Below are 23,512 nucleotides of genomic sequence, written 5' to 3' on the forward strand. Positions count from 1 at the left end.
ATAAGCTGATGGCTGGCTTTTCTGTCGTAGGCGCCATCCGCATAAAAACGCCGCAGTGGGCTGAGCAAGGTCGGTAGCACCTCGGCATCATGGACATTTTCCAACGACACTTCCGCCGCCACGATATCGTGGGTCACCGGGTCTAACGCCAGATGCAACTTGCGCCAGACTCGCAGTTTCTCGGCGCAGTGTTTCCTGACCTTCCACTCGTCTTCACCTGTATTGAGGCCCGTTGGTGATGGGGTGAAGCGACGAGCCCATGATGCAGACTTGAAGAGGGTGGTGGTGATCAGATCACCGAGCCCTCAGTTAGTTCCATTCAAGCAGCATCGATTTGGAATAACTGCGTCAGGCTCGATATCTGGCATTCGCCGGAATACGCGTGGAGAAATTGTGTTCTCTGTCACTAAATTAATCGATGCGGGAAAATATTTAATATTCTGCCAAAGCTGTATATTACGATCTATATGACCAATATTTGATTAATTTATAGGCAATAGCTGTGCAAAGCGTCTGTTGACAAGTATTTAATGCTGCTTGGTTGTCATTGTGTAGATCAATATATTGGGATTCTGATCTTGAGCGATATAAAGATCTGAATTAAGGTGTCTCAAAGGAGGGTGATGCTGTCCTTTGAAGAGTTTACGTGACGGTGATGAGCAGGGTGAAATTGCCAAGAAATTGCTCTTCAAGGCTTGATACCGGATTGCTTAATCCTCCAACACCAACACCAACACCAACACCAACACCAACACAACAACTAACTGGAGAAAGTAAATGACAATTAAAATTGGGAAGAATAAAGAGAAGCGGATGCAACAGGGTTTGAGTTTGATCGAGGCCTCAATGGTGCTGGCCTTATCTGCTGTTGTTGTCGCCGGTGCGGTGATGTATTACGGCTCATCTTCTGAAAGTGCTAAAGTCCAGCGAGCCCAGTCACAACTTGGAGGTATTCAGTCGGCCGTTGCGTCGCTTTATGCTACTCAGGCCAGTTATAGTGGCTTAAATAATGTTGTACTGAAGAATAGTCGTGCACTACCGAGTTCTTATTTTAGCGGCACTGGTGATTTGCTTTCTCCTTGGAACGGGAAAGTCACTGTTGTGGCGATTGATCCTGGCAATACATACAAAATAGAATTTGAATCTGTACCAGCAAATGCTTGTGTGAAGCTCGCGGTGACAGACCCAGGTACATCTGTACGTAAAATCACTATCGGAAATAACAATATTGTTAAATTTCCTGCCTCATTGGCTGATGCCTCCAGCTTTTGTAATGCGACGGGCGATGCTGACGTTACTGAGACAGTAGCATATATAGTCGGTTAAACTAACATTATATATGATGTTTATTATTCCCTTGGAAGGAAGGTGCATGAGTTGTCTCTTTCTTCCAAATTTGAGATTTAACTATGTGGTTGAAATTAATAATTTATTCGACGTCTCTTCTATTTGGCATTTCCATATTTGCCCAGCCAATGACGTCATTGCCGGAACCAAAGAGCAGTGTTGTGGCGGTTGATGCTAAAATAGCTCAATTTATTGAGTCTCCATCGGCTGTGAATTTGATCCCCCCTTCGAATATACAACCACCCTGGGTTGTCCACCCTAATGTGGATTTGAGTGAGCAGCTTGATGGCTGGGCAGCACGGGCAGGATGGACGTTAGTGTGGGAGGCTGAATATGTTTATTTTCCTAAGTTGTCGGCAAGCTTCACGGGGGACTTTACCTCGGCAGTTACGGAACTGTTCATTGCGATGAAGGATATCGAACCGAAGTTGTATCCCGTTTTATATCGGGGTAACAGGGTATTACTGGTAAAAAATCAGCCGTTGCGTTAGATAAAACGCGGTTAATTTTATTAATGTTACACGATGTTACTGTATTAAAGAGACTCTAACTCTTGATTTTCCTGCGTCAGCGCTAACTAAATTGAGTTCGAAATGGTGTGGTTTAATTATGAAGAGTAAAAAAATAATACTAGCGTTGGCAGTCAGTGGGTTAGTCAGTGCCTGTAGCAACCCTTTGAGCAAGACATATCGTACTGCCGATGAAAATGTCGATAAAAATACCCAGCAGCTTGATAAGCTGACACAGCAAGCTGCGCAGCCAATGGGCAAGGCTGATACCAGCCAGGTACCGGTGCTTTCGGGCGCTTATCTGGGTACATCTGTTTTTAAACGAAACAGCGGGCAGGCATTGCCAACAAGTGTTGAACGTGGCGGAGTCAGGTTAATGTCTCCTGGAGCGATAGGTCTCCTTGCAATCGGTAACCTTATAACTGAGGCTACGAATATCCCGGTGTCTTTTGCTTCAGATATCAGGAGCTCTGTGTCGAAGAAGGAGCCTGAGTTTACAAAGCTCAATGAATCTATATCATCAGGAGACCCGAAGGATGTAGATAAATTGGCAGCTGCGCTGGACTCAGTTTTGCCGAAGAATAAAGCTGGTGAGAATAGCCGAAATCATACTGTTCCTTTGACCATTGGTGATTCTCGAGCGTTTAATTATGACAAGATGCGAGTCAACTATCAGGGTACATTGTCGGGATTTCTTAATCAGGTCGCGGCTTACTTTGATATTGGTTGGCGCTATGAAGATGGTCGGATTCAATTCAGCCGCCAGATCACCCGTTCTTTTTCTTTGGCCGTTATGCCCAGCATCATGGATAGTAACGCAACGATGACTGCGGGGATAACAGAGAGCAACGGTAGTTCTGGTGGTGGTAGTTCTGAAAACGGTGGCGGAGTAACTGTTGGTGCTACACAGACCTCCAAAATTGAGGTCAAACTGGATATCTGGAAAGAATTACAGGCAAGCCTGAAAGGCATTGTCGGTGAACAGGGCGCTTTTACCGCATCACCGAGTACAGGCATTGTCACAGTGACAGCCCCCACTTCAGTTGTTGAGCGGGTAGGTCGTCAAGTGTATGAGATTAATCGTCAACTTCTTCGCCAAGTTACCATGAAGGTTGAAGTCTATAATGTTGCGTTGACTAAGGATTCAAACTGGCAGTTTGATTTAGAGGCTGTGTACACTTCAGGCTCAGGCACAACCACGATAGGAAATGCGCTCAACCCGGCATTAGGTGCAGGGGGCGGTATTTCCACGGGAGTGGTTGATGGTAAGTTTAAGGGCAGTAAGGCCGTGTTGTCATTGCTTGAACAAAAGGGAGATGTCAGTGTTGTGAATACAGCCTCCTTGACTACCATGTCTGGTCAACCCGTACCAGTACAAGTTTCTAATACCCAGAACTATATCGAGTCAATTACCCAAAGCACGGACGATGGGGTCACTACAGTAACGCCAAATGTTGGAACGGTTAACTCTGGTTTTTCCCTCAATGTACTTCCTAAAGTTATGGATGATGGTAAGGTATTGCTGCAGTACAATATGAATATTTCAACTCTTGTTGGTCCGGATAACGGATTTAATACTTTCATCTATAACGGTAAGGAACAAATATCGCTGCCTAATCTTGATCAGCGATCCTTTATTCAGTCTGGACTGATAAATAATGGTGCTACTTTAGTTCTGGCCGGTTATGAGAAACTAGTAAATAGTACTAGTGATGATGGACAGGGATCTCCTTATTTTAAATGGTTGGGTGGTAAGAGTGCGGCAACACAGACCCGTGAAATACTCGTGGTGATGATAACGCCAGTCGTTTTGGATCACGCAGCAGAGCTGGTTCGGTTGAACTGACGGGGGCCGCGATGGATGTATATGAAAATGTCGCAGCTCAGGCACTTGAGTCGTTAGTCGGCACTATCCGACTGGATAAGAAAGAGTACGCTGTCAGCCTGATATGGAGCTCGGTAGAGGCGATTGAGCTGCGTCCACGTGAACAGGCTCGTCAGGCCGCTCAGCGTGTTGGAAGTGACTTGTTTGCCCTACGGGCGGAAGCCGATCGAAAGCGTTTTGAACAGTACGCACTTGGCGATTATGCCCTAGGCCATAAGTCCGGTATGCCTGCACTGGCGTCTTGCGTTGCAGACGTTCTATCTGATTCGCTCTATGGCGTCTGGCCACTGGGTATAGGGGTGTGGTGGCTGGTTGGTATACGTAGTGATGGCATGATCGTCTTAGACCGGGCGAGTTGTGATGAAGACGAAATCCGTAAAATGTTTGAGCAGGGTCTGCTTGATGAATCTTGGAGCCAGGTTGTTTGTCCGACAGCTTGGCAGATCCCCGGTAGTTTGTCTGCAGAGCAGGATGCTCCCCTGCTAGGCCCTCCCCGAGTTAAGTTGCGGGTAGTAAATATCGACATCGCTAGATTCGTATTGTGGGGGGCGTGTGGAGGGATTCTTCTGATTTTGGGCTTATTTATTAGAAGTTGGTGGCCGGAACCAGAGCCGATAGTCCTACCTGCTAAACCTGTGCCACCGCCACCTGCACCTTGGTTTAGAAAGCCACCTATTGAGGCCAGCTTGAGGTACTGCACGGATGTTTTACAGACTTACTCTTTGGAAGCGGCGAGTATTGCCGGTTGGTTTCCTGTCACTGGTCGTTGTGATGGCAATCAGTTTAGCTATCAATTGAAGCGCCGCGGAGGACTTGATCACTGGTTGTCTCCACTGGCGGTACAGTTGATGGGGTCGCCACAGGTACGGTTATGGGGGGCGAAAAACCAGGCTGAATTGCAATGGCAAGCATCGGAGTTGCCAAGTTTTCAAGCTGATCATCCCGGTAATCCTAATCTGTCAGTAGTGCAGGCCAGATTGAAAGCAGAATTTGATGAGCTGGGTTTTAATGTTCAATTCGAATTTAAAGATGGTTTTTGGCCCAGTCTAAAATTAACAACAACAATAAAACAATCACCAGTATTGTTATTACCTTTGTTTACACGCTTGTCAGCGACGGTCATTAATGAAGTAACCTATAACGTTGAAGACGATTATTGGATACTTTCTGCCGAAATTTATGGCGCCTCAGCGAGGATGCGTAAGGAGTAAATTATGAACTGCAACGGTATTGCGATGCTAGTTGCCACTTTTTTATTATCTAGCCAATTGAGTTTTGCTCAACAGGTGGGAAATGTGTCGGTACCTGATGCTGTGCAGAACAAGGATGAAATTCTTAGAGGTTATGGGCAGGAGCTGGATAGTATTAAAAAAAGCCAGCGTGAAACGTTGTTGCTTAGGCAACAGCTGGAAGCAGAGAAATTACGTTCAGAGTTGTCCAAGCTACGTGGTGAACAGGATAACAGCGGGATACCATATGTATTGGCTTTAACGGGAGTAGGTAAACAACGTATGGCACTGGTGGGGGTAAATGGTGTTGGAGAAGTCAGAGTGCGGACTGGCGATACGTTGCCAGGCGGCTGGGTAATTACCAGTATTTCTGACAGAAGCGTTACTGCCAACCAGGCCGATGGTAGTAATCATGTTGTTCTGCCCTTTGTTGTGAGTGCCAAATTCAATGGCTGACTTGTCTACAGCTGAACCTGTCGGAGGCGGGGATGAGAACTTGCAATTGCAGGACTGGTTTCACAGGGTAGAAACTATTATCTCTCTGCCGGGTGGGAAGCTGGAGCTATCAGAGGGCCAGCGGCGTATCGTACTCGTATTTGCGGATGGCAGCTTTCTGGTTGATGCCGATAACCTTGGCAATCCACAGATTATTGCGCTTCGCGAAGTTGCCCGTCGTAAAGGTATTACCGTTGGCCAGACTTATCCTGTATCTATCGAACTTATTCGTCAGCTATATGACGAGGCTGCAAAGTCGTTGGGGGGCAAGACCCATGAAAATCAGGGTATGCCGATGCAACGAGACTGGTTGGTTCTATTACAGGAGGCCGTAAATATCGCAGCGAGTGATGTACATATTTATGTTCATGTCTATGAGGCGGATATCAAGTTTCGGATTAATGGTGACATGCACCCAATCCGCCAGGTTAGTGCCTTATATGGGCATGAGTTGTTGGCTGCGGCATATAACATGGCTGAAGCCGCTGATGCTACTTATCGTGTATTTGACTACCAAGCGGCTAGAATTTCGTCGCTGTCTGTGCCTCTACCTAAGGGGTTGCAATCCGTGAGGTTGCAGCTAAACCCCATGGGGAATGGTGGTCGTTATCTTATTGCCAGATTACTGTATGCCGACAACAGGTGGGAGCAGAGGTTAAGTCTGGATAGTATGGGATTACATCCGTCACAGTTGCGACTGTTGGGACGAATGAGGCAGGCTCCGGAAGGGGTTAATATTATCTCGGGGCCTACTGGCTCAGGTAAATCAACCACGCTAAAGGTGTTGTTAGAACAGTTATATCATGAGCGTCGTGAGAAGATAAATATCCTTACCATAGAAGACCCGCCTGAGTATGAAATATATGGTGCTGCACAACTACCGGTCACTAATGTTGAAAATGAAGTAGAGCGCGGCGTAGCCTATCGTAAAGCGATTGTTGCGGCATTGCGATCTGACCCGGACGTCATTATGCCAGGTGAAGCTCGTGACAAAGAGGTAATTAACTTAGTCTTTACGGCAGCAATGACAGGACATCAGGTATGGACATCATTGCATGCTAACAGTGCGTTGGCCATTTTCGACAGACTACGTGATCAAGGTGTTGAGTCATTTAAATTAACCGACCCTTCCTTGTTGACTGGGCTGACTGCACAGCGTTTGGTCAAGCGATTATGTTCGGATTGTAGCTTGCCATTAACTGACGAAATGGTTCAGAGACTTGAGCTTATTTTGCCTGGCTTTGATATGGCGTCGGATGGTTTCTTGTCGTCAATCAGAGTGGTGAATCCGGAGGGATGTGACAACTGTCGTAATGGTTATCTAGGGCGGATGGCTTTATCGGAAGTGATCTGTCCGGACCAAGAGTTTTTGGATTTGATGCAACGTGGTGAGCGAGAGCAGGCGGCCCAGCACTGGATGGAAACGCTTGATGGTATAACGATGATGGAACATGGCTGGTTGCATATGATAAATGGAAATTTGGATCCCCGCGACTTAGTTGATCGGTTAGGACCATTTCACGGACTGAGTCCTATTCGCCGGGCCACGCTGCAGAGTTTGAGGTGAAAATGTTCACTCAATTATTTAAATTTCGTAAGGTCTCCAAAAAGAAAGAACAGGCTGTGGATAAACTGCAGGGATTAAGCTTGTGGTTTGCCAAATTACAAGTGAATAGCAAAGTACGGATGCGAATTTATGAAAAGTTGGGGAGATTTGTAGGGAATGGTGTGCCGATTGTGCAGGCTCTTTCAGAGATTTATATTCATCTATCATATGACGGCAAAAGAAAAAATAATCCGGCTGCACAAGCAGTTAATCATTGGAGGCTTCAAGTATTAAATGGGAAGACTTTTTCTTATGCTCTTGATGGCTGGGGGAGCAAAAGTGAAATATCGTTACTAGCAGCCGGAGAGTTGAGTGGTAGTTTTGATAGAGCGGTACAGGATGTTATTTTTCTTTATGAGGCTAAAAGAAAGGTCAACGCAGCCTTAGCCGGTTTGATTTACCCTCTATTCCTGCTAATGTCGACGTGCCTGTACCTTTATATATTTGGTAATCAGGTTATTCCTGCCTTCGATAGCATATTGCCGCAAGAGGAGTGGGTCGGGACAGGGGCTACCATGGCGATGTTATCTGATTTTGTGCAAAACAAGATGCTGTCAGTCGCCTTTCTTATCTTTCTTGTGATGATCGTGATAATTGGGACGCTCAGTATTTGGACTGGGCGTGTAAGGCAGTATTTTGATTTGGTACCACCATGGAGTTTTTATCGACTGGTGATTGGATCAAATTTTTTGATCTCTTTGGCCGCATTGTTACATGCGGGTATTTCTGTTCCTGATGCACTACTTGCGTTGTCTAGGCAGGTCTCCCCTTGGTATCGCGAACGTCTACTGGCTGCTCGTATGCAGATATTGAATGGAGCCCGGAATATTGGTGATGCTTTGTTCCGAAGTGGCTATCAGTTTCCCAGCAGGGAGATCGTTATTGATATTCGCTCTTATGCTCAGCTGGAAGGTTTTGAAAGCATGCTGGACCGTTTGGCACGCCAGTGGCTGGATGAGACGCTAGTGCTACTGAACCGACAGATGGATTTACTGCGTAATCTTGCCATTTTGGCAATGGGTTTTGTATTCATGTGGATTGCGGCGGGGATGTTTGATTTACAACAGCAGATCAGCGCAGCGGCTAATCGATAAAGTGAGTAAACAAAATGTCTTTTTTTGATCGATTTACAAGAAACTCTGCGCCAAAGCGTCTTGTTGCCACACCAGAGGTTGCGCGTGCTACGAAGGCTGCCCCTTCGTTGGACAAAGTCGCTCCAGAACAGCAGTTTGATATGGCTCACAGAGCGACGTTGCCATCCCGGCCTTTAAGTCAGGTTAAGTCAGTGCTGCAGGAATCGCCATCTCAGGTGGTTTTACCTCGCCAGCAGCAGCCGGTTAAGCGTGCTGAGCCTAGAGAGGACTCTCCCGCTCCCGTGGTCAGCGGTCTTTTGGAGGAATTGAATTTTTCAGACTTGATGATCTGGCCAGATGGTCGAGGTTTTTTACGTCATGTAGTGGGGTACCGTGGCCCAATTATTAGTGTTCCTGAGGCTTATAAGCATGATGTCCAGCGGGTACTGGATGAGATAAATGGTGAGGCTCGTGGTCGTGAGTTTTTCTTAAGGCATGATGGTGTGCCCTATCGTGTAGCAAGAATAGAGACCATTGATGGCCCAGGTTATTTCTTGCGTAGGCCAAAGTACCCGATACCACATATCAATAGCTTGGGGTTGCCAGCTGTTATGGCGGAAACCTTACATGCATTGGGCAATTCATCAGGCATGATCCTGATTGCTGGAGCGACTGGTTCTGGTAAGAGTACTACCATGTACTCTTTGCTTAATCAGTTAGTGGCGGAGCGAGGTGACATTGCTGTTGCGGTAGAAGACCCTCCAGAAGTACCGGCTCAGGGAATATATGGTGAGCGTGGTCAGGGTCTATGGTACCAGATAGATGCGAATAAAGTCGGTGGTTTTGAAGTAGCAATGGTTGCTGCCATGCGCTACAACCCACGATATATCATGCTCGGTGAGATACGTGAACCCAAAGTGGCCAATGAAGCGATTCGTGCTGCGGTGAATGGACACCTGGTACTGGCGACTATCCATGGTAATTCGCTCGCGGGCGCCATCATGGCATTGCAGCAAATAGCCGCGGCGGGAGCGGGGTCACAGGATCTTGCTCGTTCAATTCTGGCAGATGGCTTATCGGCGGTCGTACATCAGGAGTTAATTGCCGATCCGGAGCGACCTGGCCAGCGTAACCTACAGGCCAATATGTTGTGTTTTGGTAAAGACATGGGTTTGAGAGCAAAGATCCGCAGTGGCAAGCTTGAATTGTTGAGTACTGAAATAGAGGCCCAGCGCCTGTGTATTATGCGAGGTCAGCATCCGATAGATTTATCCTAGAACAGGAGCTTGTCATGTGGTTTATCGTGTTGCCATTAGTAATGTTGCTGGGAATGACACCGTGGCTAATGGCTAATAACAGTGTGCTCGCAGAGCGGCAAGATAAGACAGGGATGTACTGGGCCCGTCGTTTATTATTGCAGCATCATGCTGCAAGCAAAGCTTGTATGGAACCAGGAGTAAATTGTACCGGTGAAGTGAATTCCGCTGTCTTTGGTAACTATTTAGCTCCTGGTTTGACCGCGGATAGTGGCATGGTGCTGAGAACCTATCATGACGGCAATAGACTTATCTCCGTACTAGACGTCAACTCGTTGACTAAAAATAAAGGTTTTATCCCGATGGGAAATATATCCGTAGCTTGGCGAAAACTCACAAGATATCAGCAGGGAGCGGGTTTTTGGCAATCCAATAGTATACAGCTTTATGATGGTACTTCAATTGTTGTTGGTAGTCCGCCCAGAGGTATTATACCTGGCATTGGCGGCCCCGCTATCACGGGCCCATAAATTATCGTCATGTTAATTTAGCGTCATTTTGGTGTTATCGGCGAATCCATTTGTGTTAATTAAAGGCGCGTCCACGAGTCATCAATGTGTAATCTGTTTATTCGGTCGTTTTACCGATTGGTCGGTGGTTTAAAGTAGGAGGTATTATGCAGGGGCATGCACAGCACAGCCAACGAGGTCTGTCATTGTTGGAGATGGCGATGGCGCTTGCCTTGTCGGCAGTCGTCATGGCGGGTATTGCCTGGTATGCCGGGAATAGTCGTGAACAGGTGAGCTTGCGTAATGATGCGCAACTTTTTTCTATGGTGTCTCAGGCCGCAGCCAACTATGTCGAGGCTAATCGAGAGAGTCTGCTTACCGCTGCAGAAAATGCGCCCTCTAGCGGTAACAGTCACCGGATAGTGAGGGTGGTCTCTTTCAGGGCGCTGCAGAACGGCGGTTTCTTAGATGGTAAGTTAGCTGGCAGACTGGGAGGCAAGCGAAATCAATCGATGACATTGCTGATCCGTGCGATGCCTGTCGTGCAACCGACGACCCTGCAGGGGCTGCTGGTTAGCAGTGGCGGCACAGAGTTCCGGGATGATGAGCTGGGACAGGTGGTCGCCACAGCCGGGGCGATGGCCGGTTATATGCCCCAGGGCAAGGCGGTCATCACTGGTGCAAATGGCGGCTGGGAGACATCGACGGCTGACTGGGCGGGTTTTTCGCCAAGCCCATCGAGGGGATATCTGGCTGCACTGGTAACTGCGGGGCTGAATAACAGCACGGTTGGCGGTAACAGTGATCTATATTTACATCGCAAGGAAAATCCGGATCCCAATAAGTCTTACTTGAACCGGATGGATACAGCGATAGATATGAATAATAATAAAATTGTAAATACAAGCATTTTGGAAGTTAATCAGGTGATGCCTGGAAGGAAAGATAATTCGAGCGAATCATCCGACGAATTAGTTCTTTGGGGACCACCGAGATACGTCGTGGGGGCTGCTAGATCATTCTTTGAACTAGGTATGCGGGATTCTCAACTGATAACGGAGGGAAGTCTTAAACTTCATGGAGGAGGATCTAAAGGAGTCGATATTGCTAGTGTGGAATCCGATGGGAATGTCGCATCGCGGGTTACCGTAGATATTTACAATACCATGATGAACCAGGGGAATGCTCGTCTGGGACTGTATGGAGGTGATTTGGAATTTAGAATGTCTAGACCTATTTCATATGTAAATGCGTCCTTGACCGCTAGAAGTAGATGCCTGCGGGCTAATCCTGGCGGTGGTTTTTGCTATTTAGATATAGATCAAAGTCCAGTGATACCAGGGCAATATGCCCTTAAGGTTGGTGGAGCAGTTAGTGCAAGGGATTTTATCTCGACAAGTGATATTCGCAAAAAACAAGACTTATTACCGTTGACGGGAGCGTTAGATAAACTAGATAAGCTGCAGGGTTACCGTTTTCGCTGGAAGGAGGGAGGGGCTTCAGATATAGGACTCATTGCACAGGAGGTCAAACAGGTGTATCCAGAAGTCGTCACTCAAGATGATAAAGGGTTCTTGGCCGTCAGCTACGGGAATTTGATTGCCCCTCTGATTGAGGCAATTAAAGAGCTGCATCAGACGGTGATCGAGTTACAGTCGAAGTTTAAAGAGATGGTGACCACTCTGTACGATCAGAAAGCTGAGATTGATCGATTGCAAGTAGATCTTAAACAACAGAGGCGAGAGTTTCTCCAGCTCAAACAGGTGCTTGAACTGCCCTTGTCGGTTGAGGAACGCACCTTGTGTGGCAATTTGTGTATGACACCCAAGGAGTATATGTGGAACTCACACTGACGGTGTTACCCATGTGGATGGTCTACATGCTGGCTGTTTGGGGGGGGGCAGTCTTGACCAGTTTTGGTCGACTAGCTGTCTATCGATTACCCCACCAGTTGGGGTGGCGTGAAGATGCCGAACCATATCTAACCCTGTGCTCACCTGCCTCACGGTGCGATCTTTGTCGTCAACCCATCAACTTGCTGTACTTGCTTCCTGTTTTGGGCTGGTGTTTGGCCGGAGGGCGTTGTTCGCAGTGTGGTGTGCGAGTGTCTGTATGCTACCCACTTGTGGAACTTGTTGGTGGCCTAGGGTGGCTGTTGTCGCTCGTGTGGTTCGGTCTGACGGCCGAAGGTATGGCGGCTTGCTTACTCTGGCAGGTCCTACTGTTTTTGGCTGAGATAGACTGGCGTGAGCAATGGCTACCAGCAGTTGTAACTCTGCCTCTGTTTTGGGTGGGGTTGCTATTCTCCCCCTTCACGCCAGCTCTGGACGAGAGGGCGTGGGGAGGGTTCACAGGGTTTATCCTGATGTGGTTTAGTATGGTGGTCGTTGGCAAGTGGCGGAAGATGGACGCTATGGCCGGTGGGGATATTGCTTTGTGCACCGTCGCCGGGGTTTGGTTGGGATTTGGCCGATTGCCATCATTTTTACTCATTTCTGCGTTTATTTTTATTCTGATGGCATGGCCTGCACGTCGCCGTGGTCAAGTCATGGTCCCAATGGGACCGGCACTGGCAATGGGTATTTTGATCTGTTTGGTGCTGCCGCCAATATTATAAATGGAGCCCCTATGACAGCTCTGAATTATTTATTAGCAGGTTGCGTATTGCAAGCCGCTAGCCTGCATCAGCTACCACCAGAGTTGGTCGTTGCGATAATTAAGGTCGAGGGCGGCATACCAGGTATGATGAGTAGAAATAGAAATAATACTGAAGACCTTGGCGTGATGCAGATTAATAGTGGTGCTTGGTTGCCCGTGGTCGCGCAGGCACATTTTGCAAATGATAGGCAAGCCGCTTATATTCGTTTGCGTGATGATGCTTGCTATAATGTACAGGTTGGCACTTGGATATTAAGGCAGGCCATTGATAAAGCGCCAAACGATTTTTGGAAAGGTGTAGGGTATTACCATTCAACCACGCCATTATATAACCAGCGTTATCAAAAGAAGGTGTTGAGCGCATGGGGTCAATTGTTTGTAGGGGATAGAATGAGGGGAAAGTTGGACTGATCATAATAGTGTTACTCCTTCGCTATTCCATAGCCATTTCTAGAAAAAGGAGACACGGTATCCATAACGTGTTTCACTCGAGCTTACAGGTTGGCTAAAGCTGGCTACGGCTCCGCCGCCCGTGTGATGGCAGTAGTAAAACCAGTTGCTCATGGCTTCGGTATCAACCTAGAAGGTGAGTGAACCACGGTTAATCAGAGCGCTGTTGTATTGAGGCTAGGTGGTGATGGGGTGAATCGATATGCCCATGATGCAGGCTTGAAGGGGATGATGGTAATCAGATCACCGAGTCCCAATTTAATCCCATTCAAGGCGCATCGATTTGGGCAACAACGTCTACTCACGCACAGCGCGGCCATTCTGGAACTGCACTTAAAACTGATCTTAATTATTGCATGTGCTCCGCAGGGGGCCCAATGTCGATGGTATTTGGTGTAACATGCAATATGCCTGATTATTTCGTACATATGGTGGAATGATAAATGCAAATTGATGATAAAACTATAATTGAATTTTTGGCAAAGCAATCGCCATGCTCGACTGCCACCATCGGTGCAGAGTTAGATATGTCGGTATACAAGACCCTTTATCGTATGCGCAAACTTAGTCACGATGGTTGGGTGAGGAAAATAAAACAGGGGCGCGGAGTACCATCACTATGGTGTATTTTTGATGAAGTTAAATGACTTGAATCAGGGGGCGCCAATAATGAATTTGTGCGCACACCAGTATTTTTTAGTGCTCGGCCACGGGCTGGCGTCACGCCCACAGTCTTTTCCCGTATTATGGTGAAAAAGTTAGCGCTATTCGTGAGCAAGTAGGAATGAAATCATGCGTAAACCATCGTCGCCACGTTATTTTTTTTGCATTGGGGAGGGGTTATTTGAACAGGGGCGATTTCTTATGATCAAAGACATTGTTGAATATTTAAATATAACTACCAAGCAAACGTGAGATGACCTAGGATAAAATAATATGAGTTTTTCGATGGCAGTAGGTTGCTCCGTTTGTTGTTCATCGTTGAGTTATCCGTACTAATCGGCTATATCATCTGGTAATAACGTCGAGCGTAGCGGTACATCTCGTCATTATTTATCATCACTTCAGTGGTTGATATGGTGACTGATTTATAACCTATCCCAAAGGAGTTGTCAGATAAGAAATAGTGTTGTGGGGTCAGTCCAAACAGTCGAGTTAGAAACGGGATGATCTGAGCGCGTTAAGGATCAGGGTGTTCACGTTGGCCGGAATGGCTGTTCAACTTCGCCGGAATACGCAATGGATCGTTGTCAAAGCGAGGGAAATATCAAAATGCCGGCGTAACTCGCTTTGTATACGCCGGGCTCCTAAGTTACGAGTCCGCCTGAGCTCTAGGATATGCAGTGCTTCTGAGCTCCAGACCTTACGGTTGGGAGAGTGTTGAGGTCGCTTACTGAGTCTCACTAGACCGGCGTCACCGCACTCTTTGTAGCAACGCCACTACTTCCTGAGAGTCGGTCTGGATATGCCGCACCGACGACATACAAGACCCGCGTTACCGGTTTCCTCGTAGAGGCGTACCCACAGTAATCTCAGCCGAATTTCCGTGTACATAGCATCACATCATAGTGAAATGATCTCTATGAATCACACCTCCTGTGATCTACTATTCGGAACAGCTATTTAGAGTTATGAAGCTATTACGTAGATGGCAAGCACTAGAGCCATACATGAAGTTGCTCCTATATTAAATATCAATTCTTGTTTTGAATTATATTTAGTCATTAAAACATCATCGTCAGTGATATTTACATGTTTTGAACTACTTGCTCTCCTTGCTTTTGCAACAAGTAATGCACCGTTATTCACCCCTTTTTTTGCATAAAGGCTAAATAAAACAGCAACGAAAAGAAGAATCAGCGTTGTAAAAATCATTCGGTTTAAGAATGCTGTATCAACAAGTGAAAACTTAAGAATAGTAGATACTGGAATAGTAAGTAGCACTACCGCCAGTGCAGCGTCTGGAGTCATTCGATCCCAGTAAATTCCTAGCAAAAATACAATTAGTACACCTGGAGTAATGAAGCCAGAGTATTCTTGAATGAACGCAAACAAAGCCCCCATGCTCGCAACTTTTGGTGCAATTAGTATTGCGATGATTAGTGCTACAGCAGAAAAAATACGACCAACACGAACTTTTTTTGCATCATCACCTTGATTGCTGCTAACTTTTGTCCAGATATCAAGAGTGAAAATTGTTGACGCACTTGTTACTAGTGAGTTCAGGGATGAGACAATCGCAGCAACAAGAGCTGCAATTATCAAACCAGTGAAACCTACAGGAATGAACTCTTTCACTAGTAGTGGGAAAGCTTGATCACGACTAGTCACATACTCCGCAATAGTTGCTTTTGCGATTACACCTGGAATTACGATTATTACGCCTACTACAAACGATAGAAATGCTGCAAAGAGGAGGCCATTTCTTCCTTCTTTTTCATTCTTAGCTGCTAGCGCTCTTTGGATTATATACTGATTACATCCCCAATATGGCAATGCAGCAATAAGAATGCCGCCTAAAAATACACCAGTCCATGGTAGCTCTGGGTGATCGGCAGCAAGTACCAAATGGAATGAATCACGCTGCGTTTCGAACAAGGATACCATACCTTGAAAGACACCTTGGTTGTCAGAGATAGCATTCAGTCCGAAATAAAGGACTGCGAAACCGCCAAACACAAGCACAACAACTTGAATAAAGTCTGTCCATGCAACGGCACTTAGGCCTCCATAGATTGTGTAAAAAGCAGAAATTGTTGCCAGAATGATACATCCGTATACGATAGGTACGCCCATTACGGATTGAAGCGTAATAGCACCAAGCGAAAGAATAGAAGTTAAGTTCACGAAGATAAATAAACAAACCCAAAATACCCCCATACCTGTACTAACTCTAGAGTCATATCTTTTAGTTAGGAAGTCAGGCATGCTGTAGACCCCTAATCTTAAAAATGTTGGTAGTAAAAACTTTGCAGTAATAAGAATTGGAACTACAGCACCAAGCAATGAGTATGACGATACGGCTATACCACTTTCGAACGCAGTACCGTTCATCCCGATTATCTGTTCGGTAGATATGTTAGCCGCAATAAGTGAACTGCCGATAATCCACCAAGGTAGAGATTTACCTGCAAGAAAGTATCCTTCTGAGGTTTTTGTTCCTCCTTTTTGGTTCGATGCCCAAATTCCTATAGAAATTACTGTGAGAAAGTAACACCCAAAGACAAGGTAATCTATCAATTGAAAGTCATTCATATATGTTCCTTTTGCTATCTTTAAGCTATTTAAATAAACATATCGAACCCAATACACCGTTATGTTCTTGACAGTCAGATACAACAATTGGGATTGATGTGCCAGGAGGGTAAATAAATGTTTTCTGATCGACCAATGTTTGCAATCTCTCTAAAAATAGATCGCTAGCTAGAGTCGCACCACCGGATAGTATTACTCGCTGAGGGCCATAAGCGTGGATGGCATTAACGATAAGGAATGAAAGTCTTTTTATCCACTTATCAAATAAATCCACACAAAATTTGTCGCCTTTTCTCACCCCCTCTTCAATAATTGTTTTGAAGGTGATTTCTCTCACATCCATAGCATATCTTGGACTTAGAATGGAAGGAATTCCTCGTTCTAAACCACTACGTACATCAATCACTAGTGCAGTTGAGGAACACGTCATTTCACCAGTTCCATTAAATCCGGTTAAACATGTTTGATCAGTATTGCCAAATATCATCAAGTGGCCCATTTGTGTGCCAAACTGTAAATGAGGATTTCGTAAAACCTGACCATCCAGTAATACACCAGAGCCAATTCCCGTACCTATTGTGAGTGTTACGGCCCAATCAATATCTTGAGCTTTTCCAAAATAGCGCTCAGAAAGCAGAGCACAACGACCATCGTTGTCAGCTTTTACTGGACAGTGGAACTTTTGTTTGACCTTATCCACTATTGGGAACTGAGCCAGACCGTTGATTTTTCCTGGTAGGTAAACAACACCGAAAAATGGATCAACTATTGAAGTTAGCGAAATGCCAATGCCAAGTGGCATCGTTTTCTGATTATTAATGTAATCGCAGATGTTGTCTAAAATTATATTAACGTTACAGTTAATATCCGAGTGGCAGGAATAGTTATAGGTATCTTTATGTAGAAATTCCCCACTCTCGGTAACTGCCCCCCATTTTATTCTAGTACCACCCCAATCGATTCCTATGTAATATCCCTGACTTTTCATGATATTGCCCCTATATGTTTTTAACTGACACGCCAACCCCCGTCTGGGTGTACTACTTCTCCAGTCATTGAAATGCATCCATCACTGAGCATAAAGGCAGATAATTTAGCGACTGTATCGATAGGAACCATACCTTTAGATAGTCGTTGCTTTCTTCCGACTGCGGATAGAATTCTTGGATCTTGTGATGCTCTGGTACTCATCGGTGTTTCAACTAAACCAGGAGCAATAGTATTTACGGAGACTCCATCACTTGCGTAGGTGCTAGCTAAGATTTTACTCATTCCAATAACTGCTGCTTTACTCACACCATAAGCTAGGGTGTCAAAGTATTCTGGCATTGGATCAACACCGAGTATACTTGCCATATTCAAAATGCTTTTTATTTTCCCATTATATTTTTCAGGTTCTTTTAACCAATGTTTTACGACTACTCTACACATTCTGAATTGACTTGTCAGGTTTATATCTAAAACAGTCTGCCAACCTTCATCTGTACATTTTTCAAGTGATCCATCACCATCTTTTCGGCCACTTACACCTGCAACGTTATAAAGCGCATCAATTCTGCCGAATGAGTCTAAACATTTATTTATAATAAGTGATGGAGATTCAGGCATAGAGATGTCACAAGCAATACCATCAGCTTCGATGCCTACTCTTTTAAGTTCCTGAATCAACGCATTTACATGTTCCGGAGATAAGCTGGCGACAAAAATTTTCCAACCTTGTGCGCCCAGTACTTTGGCTGTTGCTGCACCTATGCCTGTTGAAGCAGTAATAAGTACAACTTTAGTGATGTTATTCATTGCTATTTCCTTTTTTAGATATAATATCTGGGTTGTAAATAACGCGGGAGTAACGCCGCCGTTGATCTAATATCCATTCATCATAATTAATGCCATAACCATTTAGATGCATATTTCTCAGAACCATGTGTGCATAATCACGGCGGTCTAGTTCTTTAAGTGTTAGTTCGTTAAGAGAGTGCGTAACACTCAGCGCACCTATGGAAGAAAGAGGACAAATATTGTAATCACCTGTTTTTCCGGAAAATGAAACTGATAAATCGCCACTTGGCATACCATTATTAATAACAATACCTTTGGTATGAGATTCTACTATATCTACTAAGTTTTTCCCTACGGAATGTTTAGGAGACGCAGTCATTGATTGCTCTTTACAGCAAAGGCCAATAAGTGGATTTTTGGGAAAGTATTTGCTCCAAGCTAGAGCTATATCAACAGCCGCAGCTGTGGTTCCTGTTGCAGTTACAACAAGCAATACATCATTTGGTGCAACATGTATTTCATCCAGCATTTTTTTTCCTAATCCTTCAGTAAACTCGATAGCTTGGTTTACACGAATACCGTTAGGACCAATAACATCCATGAATGTTGTAAGACCTACAGAAAGAAGGGGGTGGAAACCAGTTAGGGCCCCCATACGCACACAGGATTCTTCAACAGTTATACGTGAATGGCCGTTAGCATAAATATGAATCACACCATTGCTTTCAATTGCATCAGCATAAAATGAAGCTACTATCCTCAGTGTCTCCTCTTGCTCAATAAGGTTTTTTTTAATTTTTTCCATTTGCTCTGGGAAAATGAAAGGCATGTTTTTTCCTCCGGATTGATGAGTTTATGTTTTGTTTTTTGACTAGATAAGTCTTCCCATAATCAAATCAACTAGTCCTGTATTCTTTGAATTTTGCTGATTAAATTTCCTCTACAACAACGGTGTGAACAAGATCACACCAGATTTATCTTATTTCTTGTCGCATCTCATTTTATAAACATTTACCTTATAGAGAAGTCGAAACTCTTCAGAAGCTGAGGGTAATTAACCAAGGGATACTTATAATCCCACACTCGTAGTGGAGCTATATCATCAGAATCTCCAACCTCTTTGTCGAGACAGAATGTCACACCGTGGAACCAAAGGTGTTCCCAGGTAGAGCTACAAGCCTCCTAGTCTTATTTAAAATACAGGCATGTTACTGATGATGATGGCGGGTCAACTCGCATCGTACCATTCTATTTTTTATGATTTTATCTAATATTTGAGTTCGATATATGGTGTATTTTCTAAAAATACGGGAGTATGTAGTCGTTTTTTAAGGAAGAAGCTACGTGCATTGAAGGTTATATTAATGCTAAATGCCTCATACTTACGAAAGTTTAGGAGTTCATGTTATGAAATATAGTGTTAATTTAAAAAAGAGAAAGAAGTACGATGTTGTCGTGGTTGGGGGAGGAACTGCTGGGGCAAGCGCAGCATTAAGTTCAGCACGTAATGGTAGTAAAACATTCTTAGTTGAGCGCCTTCCTTTTGTTGGTGGTACAAGTACTGCGGTACTCGATACTTTTTATGGTTACTACACCCCAGGGAAGCATTCAAAAAAAATTGTCGGAGGTATCCCTGATGAGGTTGTTGCTGGTCTAAAAAAGTGGAATAGTTGGCTGGAAAGGCCGAACACTCATGGCGCTGGTACGGCTGTAACGTACAATCCAGAGTATCTAAAGGTTGTTTGGGAGGAGCTCCTCACTGAAGCTGGCGTTGATATTCTCTTAAACGCTCAAGTAGTTGATGTTATCGCAACAGATGACAAGCATATTACTGGCTTGGTCCTGGCAATGAAAAACGGGTTGGAATTTGTTGAGGCTGACTATTTCGTTGATGCATCAGGAGATGCGGACATTTGTCACTTTGTGGGTTTTGGATACGAGCTAGCTGGTGTTGATGAACCTGCGCAAACGCTCACGACAACTTTTAAAATGGTTAACGTTAATATCGACAAACGTTACTCAATTAAGAAAGAAGAAATGTTTAGACTGATGGAGCAAGCTGCGGAAAGCGGTCAGTATAAATTACCTCGAAGAGACGGAAGCGACCATATTACGCCAGTGGGTAATATGACGGCGACAATCATGACTCGTCTCGATTCTTTTGACAAAGATGAAGCAGGTAACATCATTAATGCAACAGATGCTGGCTTGTTAAGTACAGCAGAAATAGAAGGTCGGAAACAGTCGATGGAGTACATTAAATTCCTCATTGATAAAGTTCCTGGTTATGAACACGCGTCACTTTCTAGTTTCGGCTATCAAATCGGAATTCGTGAAACAAGACGAATATATGGTTTATATCGCCTGACAAAAGAAGATGTATTAAGTGCTAAAAAGTTTGACGATCAGATTGGAGTTTGTGGTGCACCAATAGAGGACCATCACGGAGGTCAAGGCACACATTGGGTTTATCTCCCTGATGGCGAAGTTTGTGGTATCCCATATAGAACGCTTGTACCTGTTGATAGTACTAACTTACTTGTTGCTGGTCGTTGTTTCTCTGCGACTCATGATGCTCACGCTAGTGTGCGTTCAATGGGGCAAACTATGGCTATGGGACAAGCTGCTGGACTAGCTATAAGTATGGCAGCAAAGGAGAAGTGTTCAGTAAAGAAAGTTAATGTACAAGGCCTACGTCAAGCACTAAAAGATGCTGGGGCTGTTGTTGATATAGAGGATGAAAATAATGGTTAAACTGATCGACCTTGTCTCTAACGAAATAACTGATGAGCACAAAAAACTACCAGTTATAATTCCAATCGGACTTATTGAGTCGCATGGTCCACACCTACCATTATCTGTGGATCTAGATACTGCAAATTATTTTTCTAAGAGAGTTTGCGAAAAAACTGGTGCTATCTTAGCCCCAATGATCAACTATGGTTTTGCTGATGAAATGGCAGAGTATATAGGCACAATTGGGGTAAGGCCAGAAACGCTTACAAATATGATAACAGATATTTGCAACCATTTTTGCTCTCAAGGTTTTAAAAGTATAATTATTCTTAGTGGTCACGGTGCTAATAAGTCACCCTGCGAGATGGCATTCTGGAAAATTTGGGAGATTTACCCTGAACTAAAGATTGTCTATTGGAACTACTGGGCGGTTGCGAACATGACTCACATCCATCACGCAGATAAAGGCGAAACAGAAATAGCTATGGCGGTTGGCACTCCTTGCGACATGTCTAAAGCCAAAGATTTTATAGTTGAGAAACCTTGGTACAAATTACGTTCCAGGGCGGCTATTGAGCCAACTTCAGGTGGTATTAATGGAAGGCCTACTGATGCAAATTTAGCCGAAGGTGAAGCTGCCAGAGATAAAATTATTGAGTCCCTCTGTAATAAAGTATTTACAATAATTAAAGAAAATATTAGGTAGAGGTGTTTTATGTATATCAAGCAAATCGAGAACGAACTAATTGCAATCTTGCGAGGTATAAAACCAGAAGAAGCGGGACCTGCGGCAATCACGCTTTGTGATGCTGGCTTTACAAAAATTGAAGTTCCACTAAACTCGCCTCAACCTTATGATAGTATCAGAGAAATGAAGAAAGCTGTGCGAGATAGAGCGTTGATTGGTGCTGGGACAGTAATTACGTCGGGGCAAGTAAAACTTGTAAAGGAAAGTGGAGGCCAATTTATTGTATCACCAAACTTTAGCCGAGATGTAGTTGTGAGTACTGTAAAACTTTCGATGCTTTCCTATCCTGGTATAACTACCCTGACTGAAGCTTTTAGTGCTATCAGAGCTGGGGCTACAGCATTAAAATTATTTCCGGCAAACATTATTGGTTTGGATGGTCTTAAAGCGTACAAAGCCGTATTGCCGGATACAATGAAGTTATATTGTGTGGGCGGTATTTCCAGAGAGGATTATCAAAAATGGTTGGTTGCTGGAGTAACTGGTTTTGGGTTAGGTAGTGACTTATATAAAAAAGGAATGACGCTGTCAGAGCTAGAGTCAAATGCTGTTAATATTATCTCTGCGTATACTTTAGCGCGTAAAGCGGTTGAGTCACAAAAAGTATAAACACAAGAGCTCGGGGGGATCGCCCCTCTTTATATATGATGCTTTGAATGTGTATTTCGGTACTCTACAGGAGGGATCTTCACTGCTGCGGTAAATGCATCATAAAACCTACTGGAAGAGCCGAAACCTGCATCCATTGCAATCTCCAAAATAGGTTTACTTGTTGTGACAAGCAAAAATTTTACGTACTCAATTCTCTTTGATACAATAAATTCAACGGGTGATTGGCCTACTTCCTTTCGAAATAATGTTGTTGCATAGCTAGGATTTAAACCCACAAAAGCAGCTAGTTCATCTATACTTATTTTTTTTGACAGATTTTTGAGGATGTAACCTTGCATGACCGTAACTAGAGTCGTTGCTTTTTTTGGGGGGGAGAATTGTTTTTTCTTAGTAAGATTTTCGTTTATTACAGTGTAATTGCCTTGTTTCAGCAACAGGCGTTCGAGGCGGCATCGAATTTCTAGTAACAGAATGTTTAATGATTTTACATTGCTTTCAGCTATATCTTCGCTCCATCTTTCGAATCGAAATCTGTCTCGAAGGCATTCTTTATAATTTTCATCTACAAGGATATCGCAGTTAGCAAGGTGAGTTAAAAACTTTTCGTCTAGCCCCCAGTTAAAGACATGCCACGAGGGAATGGTGATCCAGTTTAACTGAGTTCCTGTAGAAACTTCGGTTAATTGATGAGGCCGGATACCATTGAAAATATAAAGGTTGTTTGAACTAAATTCAACTTCAATATTAGAAAATTGATATTTAATGGATCCATTTGTGAGCCAGTTTAGTTCTATTTCGCAATGACTATGAATTCGTTCCATTGGCTTAACATTGCCTGAATGGCAAGCTATGCCCCACTCTTCAAACTTAAACCTAATGTCACGTTTTTTCATCTTTACAACCTGTTTTTAGTGTGGACATCCTCCCGGCCCTTACCAAGCGTTAGCTAGCCGAGTTAACGCTTGGTAAGGGCCGGGTGTAGTTGACCACTACAGTAGCACTAGCAAAGCGAGCAACTCGGCCTTGTTGAGCAACTCTGGAGCTATAGGAAGCGGTCAAATAGCCGCTTCTTTCTGATTCAGTTGGTAAATCTCCAGTAACAAACTCAACCCATGCATTCATCATCGTCCGTTGTTGCTCCTGTCGGTCTGACATTGCTCTGGATAAGGTGTACAGGTACGCGTTTTGTCGTGTCTCTTGGATCGTGCCCCCAGTCCCAGAACGAGGAGCATATTCTGACCGATGGACATCATTTCATGGCGTTTTTCATTATATCCGTTCAACTTCGCCGGAACATCCAAGGGGCAGAGACTTGGTCTGAGTGCCATAAAAAACCAGTGCCTGTCACGGCACTGGAACTGGACA

General features: G+C 44.5%; 21 protein-coding genes and 2 pseudogenes. 16 read left to right on the plus strand and 7 right to left on the minus strand.

Translation table 11 applies throughout. The features are described from left to right. Positions 1 to 233: pseudogene (locus tag ACE1BR_RS22390) on the minus strand (transposase); the annotation flags it as partial. A gap of 544 nt (positions 234 to 777) precedes the next feature. Here ACE1BR_RS22390 and ACE1BR_RS22395 point away from each other — a divergent pair. From ACE1BR_RS22395 to ACE1BR_RS22455, 13 genes are all read left to right on the plus strand, one after another. Further along, positions 778 to 1,326 (plus strand): type 4 pilus major pilin, encoded by a 549-nt coding sequence (locus ACE1BR_RS22395; RefSeq protein WP_374874191.1) that lies wholly within the window; start codon positions 778 to 780, stop codon positions 1,324 to 1,326. A gap of 83 nt (positions 1,327 to 1,409) precedes the next feature. After that, entirely contained in the window at positions 1,410 to 1,838 is a 429-nt protein-coding gene (locus ACE1BR_RS22400; protein ID WP_374874193.1) for a TcpQ domain-containing protein, read from the plus strand. Positions 1,839 to 1,956: 118 nt separating this feature from the next. Beyond that, positions 1,957 to 3,702 (plus strand): secretin N-terminal domain-containing protein, encoded by a 1,746-nt coding sequence (locus tag ACE1BR_RS22405; protein ID WP_374874195.1) that lies wholly within the window; start codon positions 1,957 to 1,959, stop codon positions 3,700 to 3,702. An 11-nt stretch (positions 3,703 to 3,713) separates the two neighbouring features. Beyond that, positions 3,714 to 4,952, plus strand: a complete 1,239-nt coding sequence (gene pilO2, locus ACE1BR_RS22410; RefSeq protein ID WP_374874197.1) for a type 4b pilus protein PilO2 — start codon at positions 3,714 to 3,716, stop codon at positions 4,950 to 4,952. Between the two features lie 3 nt (positions 4,953 to 4,955). Beyond that, positions 4,956 to 5,426: a hypothetical protein gene (locus ACE1BR_RS22415; protein ID WP_374874199.1), complete on the plus strand. Its 471-nt coding sequence runs from the start codon at positions 4,956 to 4,958 to the stop codon at positions 5,424 to 5,426. Continuing rightward, the gene (locus ACE1BR_RS22420) at positions 5,419 to 7,032 is read left to right on the plus strand and encodes a GspE/PulE family protein (RefSeq protein ID WP_374874201.1); all 1,614 of its coding nucleotides are present in this window, start codon (positions 5,419 to 5,421) and stop codon (positions 7,030 to 7,032) included. The genes ACE1BR_RS22415 and ACE1BR_RS22420 overlap by 8 nt, the downstream gene beginning before the upstream one ends. A gap of 2 nt (positions 7,033 to 7,034) precedes the next feature. Next, complete coding sequence (locus tag ACE1BR_RS22425) at positions 7,035 to 8,165, plus strand: type II secretion system F family protein (RefSeq protein ID WP_374874229.1); 1,131 nt, start codon at positions 7,035 to 7,037, stop codon at positions 8,163 to 8,165. Between the two features lie 14 nt (positions 8,166 to 8,179). Beyond that, positions 8,180 to 9,421 (plus strand): ATPase, T2SS/T4P/T4SS family, encoded by a 1,242-nt coding sequence (locus ACE1BR_RS22430; protein WP_374874203.1) that lies wholly within the window; start codon positions 8,180 to 8,182, stop codon positions 9,419 to 9,421. Between the two features lie 14 nt (positions 9,422 to 9,435). Further along, positions 9,436 to 9,930, plus strand: coding sequence for a hypothetical protein (locus ACE1BR_RS22435; RefSeq protein WP_374874205.1), 495 nt, complete (start codon positions 9,436 to 9,438; stop codon positions 9,928 to 9,930). A gap of 146 nt (positions 9,931 to 10,076) precedes the next feature. Next, positions 10,077 to 11,762, plus strand: a complete 1,686-nt coding sequence (locus ACE1BR_RS22440) for a tail fiber domain-containing protein (RefSeq protein ID WP_374874207.1) — start codon at positions 10,077 to 10,079, stop codon at positions 11,760 to 11,762. Between the two features lie 26 nt (positions 11,763 to 11,788). Continuing rightward, the gene (locus tag ACE1BR_RS22445; protein ID WP_374874231.1) at positions 11,789 to 12,526 is read left to right on the plus strand and encodes a prepilin peptidase; all 738 of its coding nucleotides are present in this window, start codon (positions 11,789 to 11,791) and stop codon (positions 12,524 to 12,526) included. 11 nt (positions 12,527 to 12,537) lie between these two features. Continuing rightward, positions 12,538 to 12,978: a lytic transglycosylase domain-containing protein gene (locus ACE1BR_RS22450; RefSeq protein WP_374874209.1), complete on the plus strand. Its 441-nt coding sequence runs from the start codon at positions 12,538 to 12,540 to the stop codon at positions 12,976 to 12,978. A gap of 482 nt (positions 12,979 to 13,460) precedes the next feature. Continuing rightward, positions 13,461 to 13,664: a FaeA/PapI family transcriptional regulator gene (locus tag ACE1BR_RS22455; protein ID WP_374874211.1), complete on the plus strand. Its 204-nt coding sequence runs from the start codon at positions 13,461 to 13,463 to the stop codon at positions 13,662 to 13,664. Positions 13,665 to 14,250: 586 nt separating this feature from the next. On the opposite strand, the pseudogene ACE1BR_RS22460 reads toward ACE1BR_RS22455, so the two are convergent. The 5 genes and pseudogenes from ACE1BR_RS22460 to ACE1BR_RS22480 all read right to left on the minus strand — a co-directional run. Next, a pseudogene (locus ACE1BR_RS22460) lies at positions 14,251 to 14,571 on the minus strand (helix-turn-helix domain-containing protein); the annotation flags it as partial. Between the two features lie 75 nt (positions 14,572 to 14,646). Then, on the minus strand, positions 14,647 to 16,272 hold the full coding sequence (locus ACE1BR_RS22465; RefSeq protein ID WP_374874213.1) for a sodium/solute symporter: 1,626 nt from the start codon (positions 16,270 to 16,272) through the stop codon (positions 14,647 to 14,649). A 25-nt stretch (positions 16,273 to 16,297) separates the two neighbouring features. Beyond that, positions 16,298 to 17,260 (minus strand): ROK family protein, encoded by a 963-nt coding sequence (locus ACE1BR_RS22470; protein ID WP_374874215.1) that lies wholly within the window; start codon positions 17,258 to 17,260, stop codon positions 16,298 to 16,300. 20 nt (positions 17,261 to 17,280) lie between these two features. Continuing rightward, positions 17,281 to 18,069 (minus strand): SDR family NAD(P)-dependent oxidoreductase, encoded by a 789-nt coding sequence (locus tag ACE1BR_RS22475; protein WP_374874217.1) that lies wholly within the window; start codon positions 18,067 to 18,069, stop codon positions 17,281 to 17,283. Continuing rightward, positions 18,062 to 18,880, minus strand: a complete 819-nt coding sequence (locus ACE1BR_RS22480; RefSeq protein ID WP_374874219.1) for an SIS domain-containing protein — start codon at positions 18,878 to 18,880, stop codon at positions 18,062 to 18,064. Before ACE1BR_RS22480 ends, ACE1BR_RS22475 begins: the two co-directional genes overlap by 8 nt. 578 nt (positions 18,881 to 19,458) lie before the next feature. Between ACE1BR_RS22480 and ACE1BR_RS22485 the strand changes: the two genes are divergently transcribed. The 3 genes from ACE1BR_RS22485 to ACE1BR_RS22495 are packed head-to-tail and all read left to right on the plus strand — an operon-like array spanning position 19,459 to position 22,144. Next, on the plus strand, positions 19,459 to 20,805 hold the full coding sequence (locus ACE1BR_RS22485) for an FAD-dependent oxidoreductase (RefSeq protein ID WP_374874221.1): 1,347 nt from the start codon (positions 19,459 to 19,461) through the stop codon (positions 20,803 to 20,805). Further along, on the plus strand, positions 20,798 to 21,493 hold the full coding sequence (locus ACE1BR_RS22490; protein WP_374874223.1) for a creatininase family protein: 696 nt from the start codon (positions 20,798 to 20,800) through the stop codon (positions 21,491 to 21,493). Before ACE1BR_RS22485 ends, ACE1BR_RS22490 begins: the two co-directional genes overlap by 8 nt. A gap of 9 nt (positions 21,494 to 21,502) precedes the next feature. After that, positions 21,503 to 22,144: a 2-dehydro-3-deoxy-6-phosphogalactonate aldolase gene (locus ACE1BR_RS22495; RefSeq protein ID WP_374874225.1), complete on the plus strand. Its 642-nt coding sequence runs from the start codon at positions 21,503 to 21,505 to the stop codon at positions 22,142 to 22,144. Positions 22,145 to 22,173: 29 nt separating this feature from the next. Here ACE1BR_RS22495 and ACE1BR_RS22500 read toward each other — a convergent pair whose 3' ends face one another. Then, on the minus strand, positions 22,174 to 23,040 hold the full coding sequence (locus tag ACE1BR_RS22500; protein WP_374874227.1) for a helix-turn-helix domain-containing protein: 867 nt from the start codon (positions 23,038 to 23,040) through the stop codon (positions 22,174 to 22,176). Positions 23,041 to 23,512 lie beyond the last annotated feature (472 nt).

The sequence above is a fragment of the Aeromonas sp. MdU4 genome, from assembly GCF_041929505.1.
In the GTDB taxonomy this organism is placed as follows: Bacteria; Pseudomonadota; Gammaproteobacteria; order Enterobacterales; family Aeromonadaceae; genus Aeromonas.

Bases quoted from the DNA above. Each gene is read 5' to 3' on its own strand.
- ACE1BR_RS22395 (WP_374874191.1), top strand. From the start codon at position 778: ATGACAATTAAAATTGGGAAGAATAAAGAGAAGCGGATGCAACAGGGT.
- ACE1BR_RS22400 (WP_374874193.1), top strand. From the start codon at position 1,410: ATGTGGTTGAAATTAATAATTTATTCGACGTCTCTTCTATTTGGCATT.
- ACE1BR_RS22405 (WP_374874195.1), top strand. From the start codon at position 1,957: ATGAAGAGTAAAAAAATAATACTAGCGTTGGCAGTCAGTGGGTTAGTC.
- pilO2 (WP_374874197.1), top strand. From the start codon at position 3,714: ATGGATGTATATGAAAATGTCGCAGCTCAGGCACTTGAGTCGTTAGTC.
- ACE1BR_RS22415 (WP_374874199.1), top strand. From the start codon at position 4,956: ATGAACTGCAACGGTATTGCGATGCTAGTTGCCACTTTTTTATTATCT.
- ACE1BR_RS22420 (WP_374874201.1), top strand. From the start codon at position 5,419: ATGGCTGACTTGTCTACAGCTGAACCTGTCGGAGGCGGGGATGAGAAC.
- ACE1BR_RS22425 (WP_374874229.1), top strand. From the start codon at position 7,035: ATGTTCACTCAATTATTTAAATTTCGTAAGGTCTCCAAAAAGAAAGAA.
- ACE1BR_RS22430 (WP_374874203.1), top strand. From the start codon at position 8,180: ATGTCTTTTTTTGATCGATTTACAAGAAACTCTGCGCCAAAGCGTCTT.
- ACE1BR_RS22435 (WP_374874205.1), top strand. From the start codon at position 9,436: ATGTGGTTTATCGTGTTGCCATTAGTAATGTTGCTGGGAATGACACCG.
- ACE1BR_RS22440 (WP_374874207.1), top strand. From the start codon at position 10,077: ATGCAGGGGCATGCACAGCACAGCCAACGAGGTCTGTCATTGTTGGAG.
- ACE1BR_RS22445 (WP_374874231.1), top strand. From the start codon at position 11,789: ATGCTGGCTGTTTGGGGGGGGGCAGTCTTGACCAGTTTTGGTCGACTA.
- ACE1BR_RS22450 (WP_374874209.1), top strand. From the start codon at position 12,538: ATGACAGCTCTGAATTATTTATTAGCAGGTTGCGTATTGCAAGCCGCT.
- ACE1BR_RS22455 (WP_374874211.1), top strand. From the start codon at position 13,461: ATGCAAATTGATGATAAAACTATAATTGAATTTTTGGCAAAGCAATCG.
- ACE1BR_RS22465 (WP_374874213.1), bottom strand. From the start codon at position 16,272: ATGAATGACTTTCAATTGATAGATTACCTTGTCTTTGGGTGTTACTTT.
- ACE1BR_RS22470 (WP_374874215.1), bottom strand. From the start codon at position 17,260: ATGAAAAGTCAGGGATATTACATAGGAATCGATTGGGGTGGTACTAGA.
- ACE1BR_RS22475 (WP_374874217.1), bottom strand. From the start codon at position 18,069: ATGAATAACATCACTAAAGTTGTACTTATTACTGCTTCAACAGGCATA.
- ACE1BR_RS22480 (WP_374874219.1), bottom strand. From the start codon at position 18,880: ATGCCTTTCATTTTCCCAGAGCAAATGGAAAAAATTAAAAAAAACCTT.
- ACE1BR_RS22485 (WP_374874221.1), top strand. From the start codon at position 19,459: ATGAAATATAGTGTTAATTTAAAAAAGAGAAAGAAGTACGATGTTGTC.
- ACE1BR_RS22490 (WP_374874223.1), top strand. From the start codon at position 20,798: ATGGTTAAACTGATCGACCTTGTCTCTAACGAAATAACTGATGAGCAC.
- ACE1BR_RS22495 (WP_374874225.1), top strand. From the start codon at position 21,503: ATGTATATCAAGCAAATCGAGAACGAACTAATTGCAATCTTGCGAGGT.
- ACE1BR_RS22500 (WP_374874227.1), bottom strand. From the start codon at position 23,040: ATGAAAAAACGTGACATTAGGTTTAAGTTTGAAGAGTGGGGCATAGCT.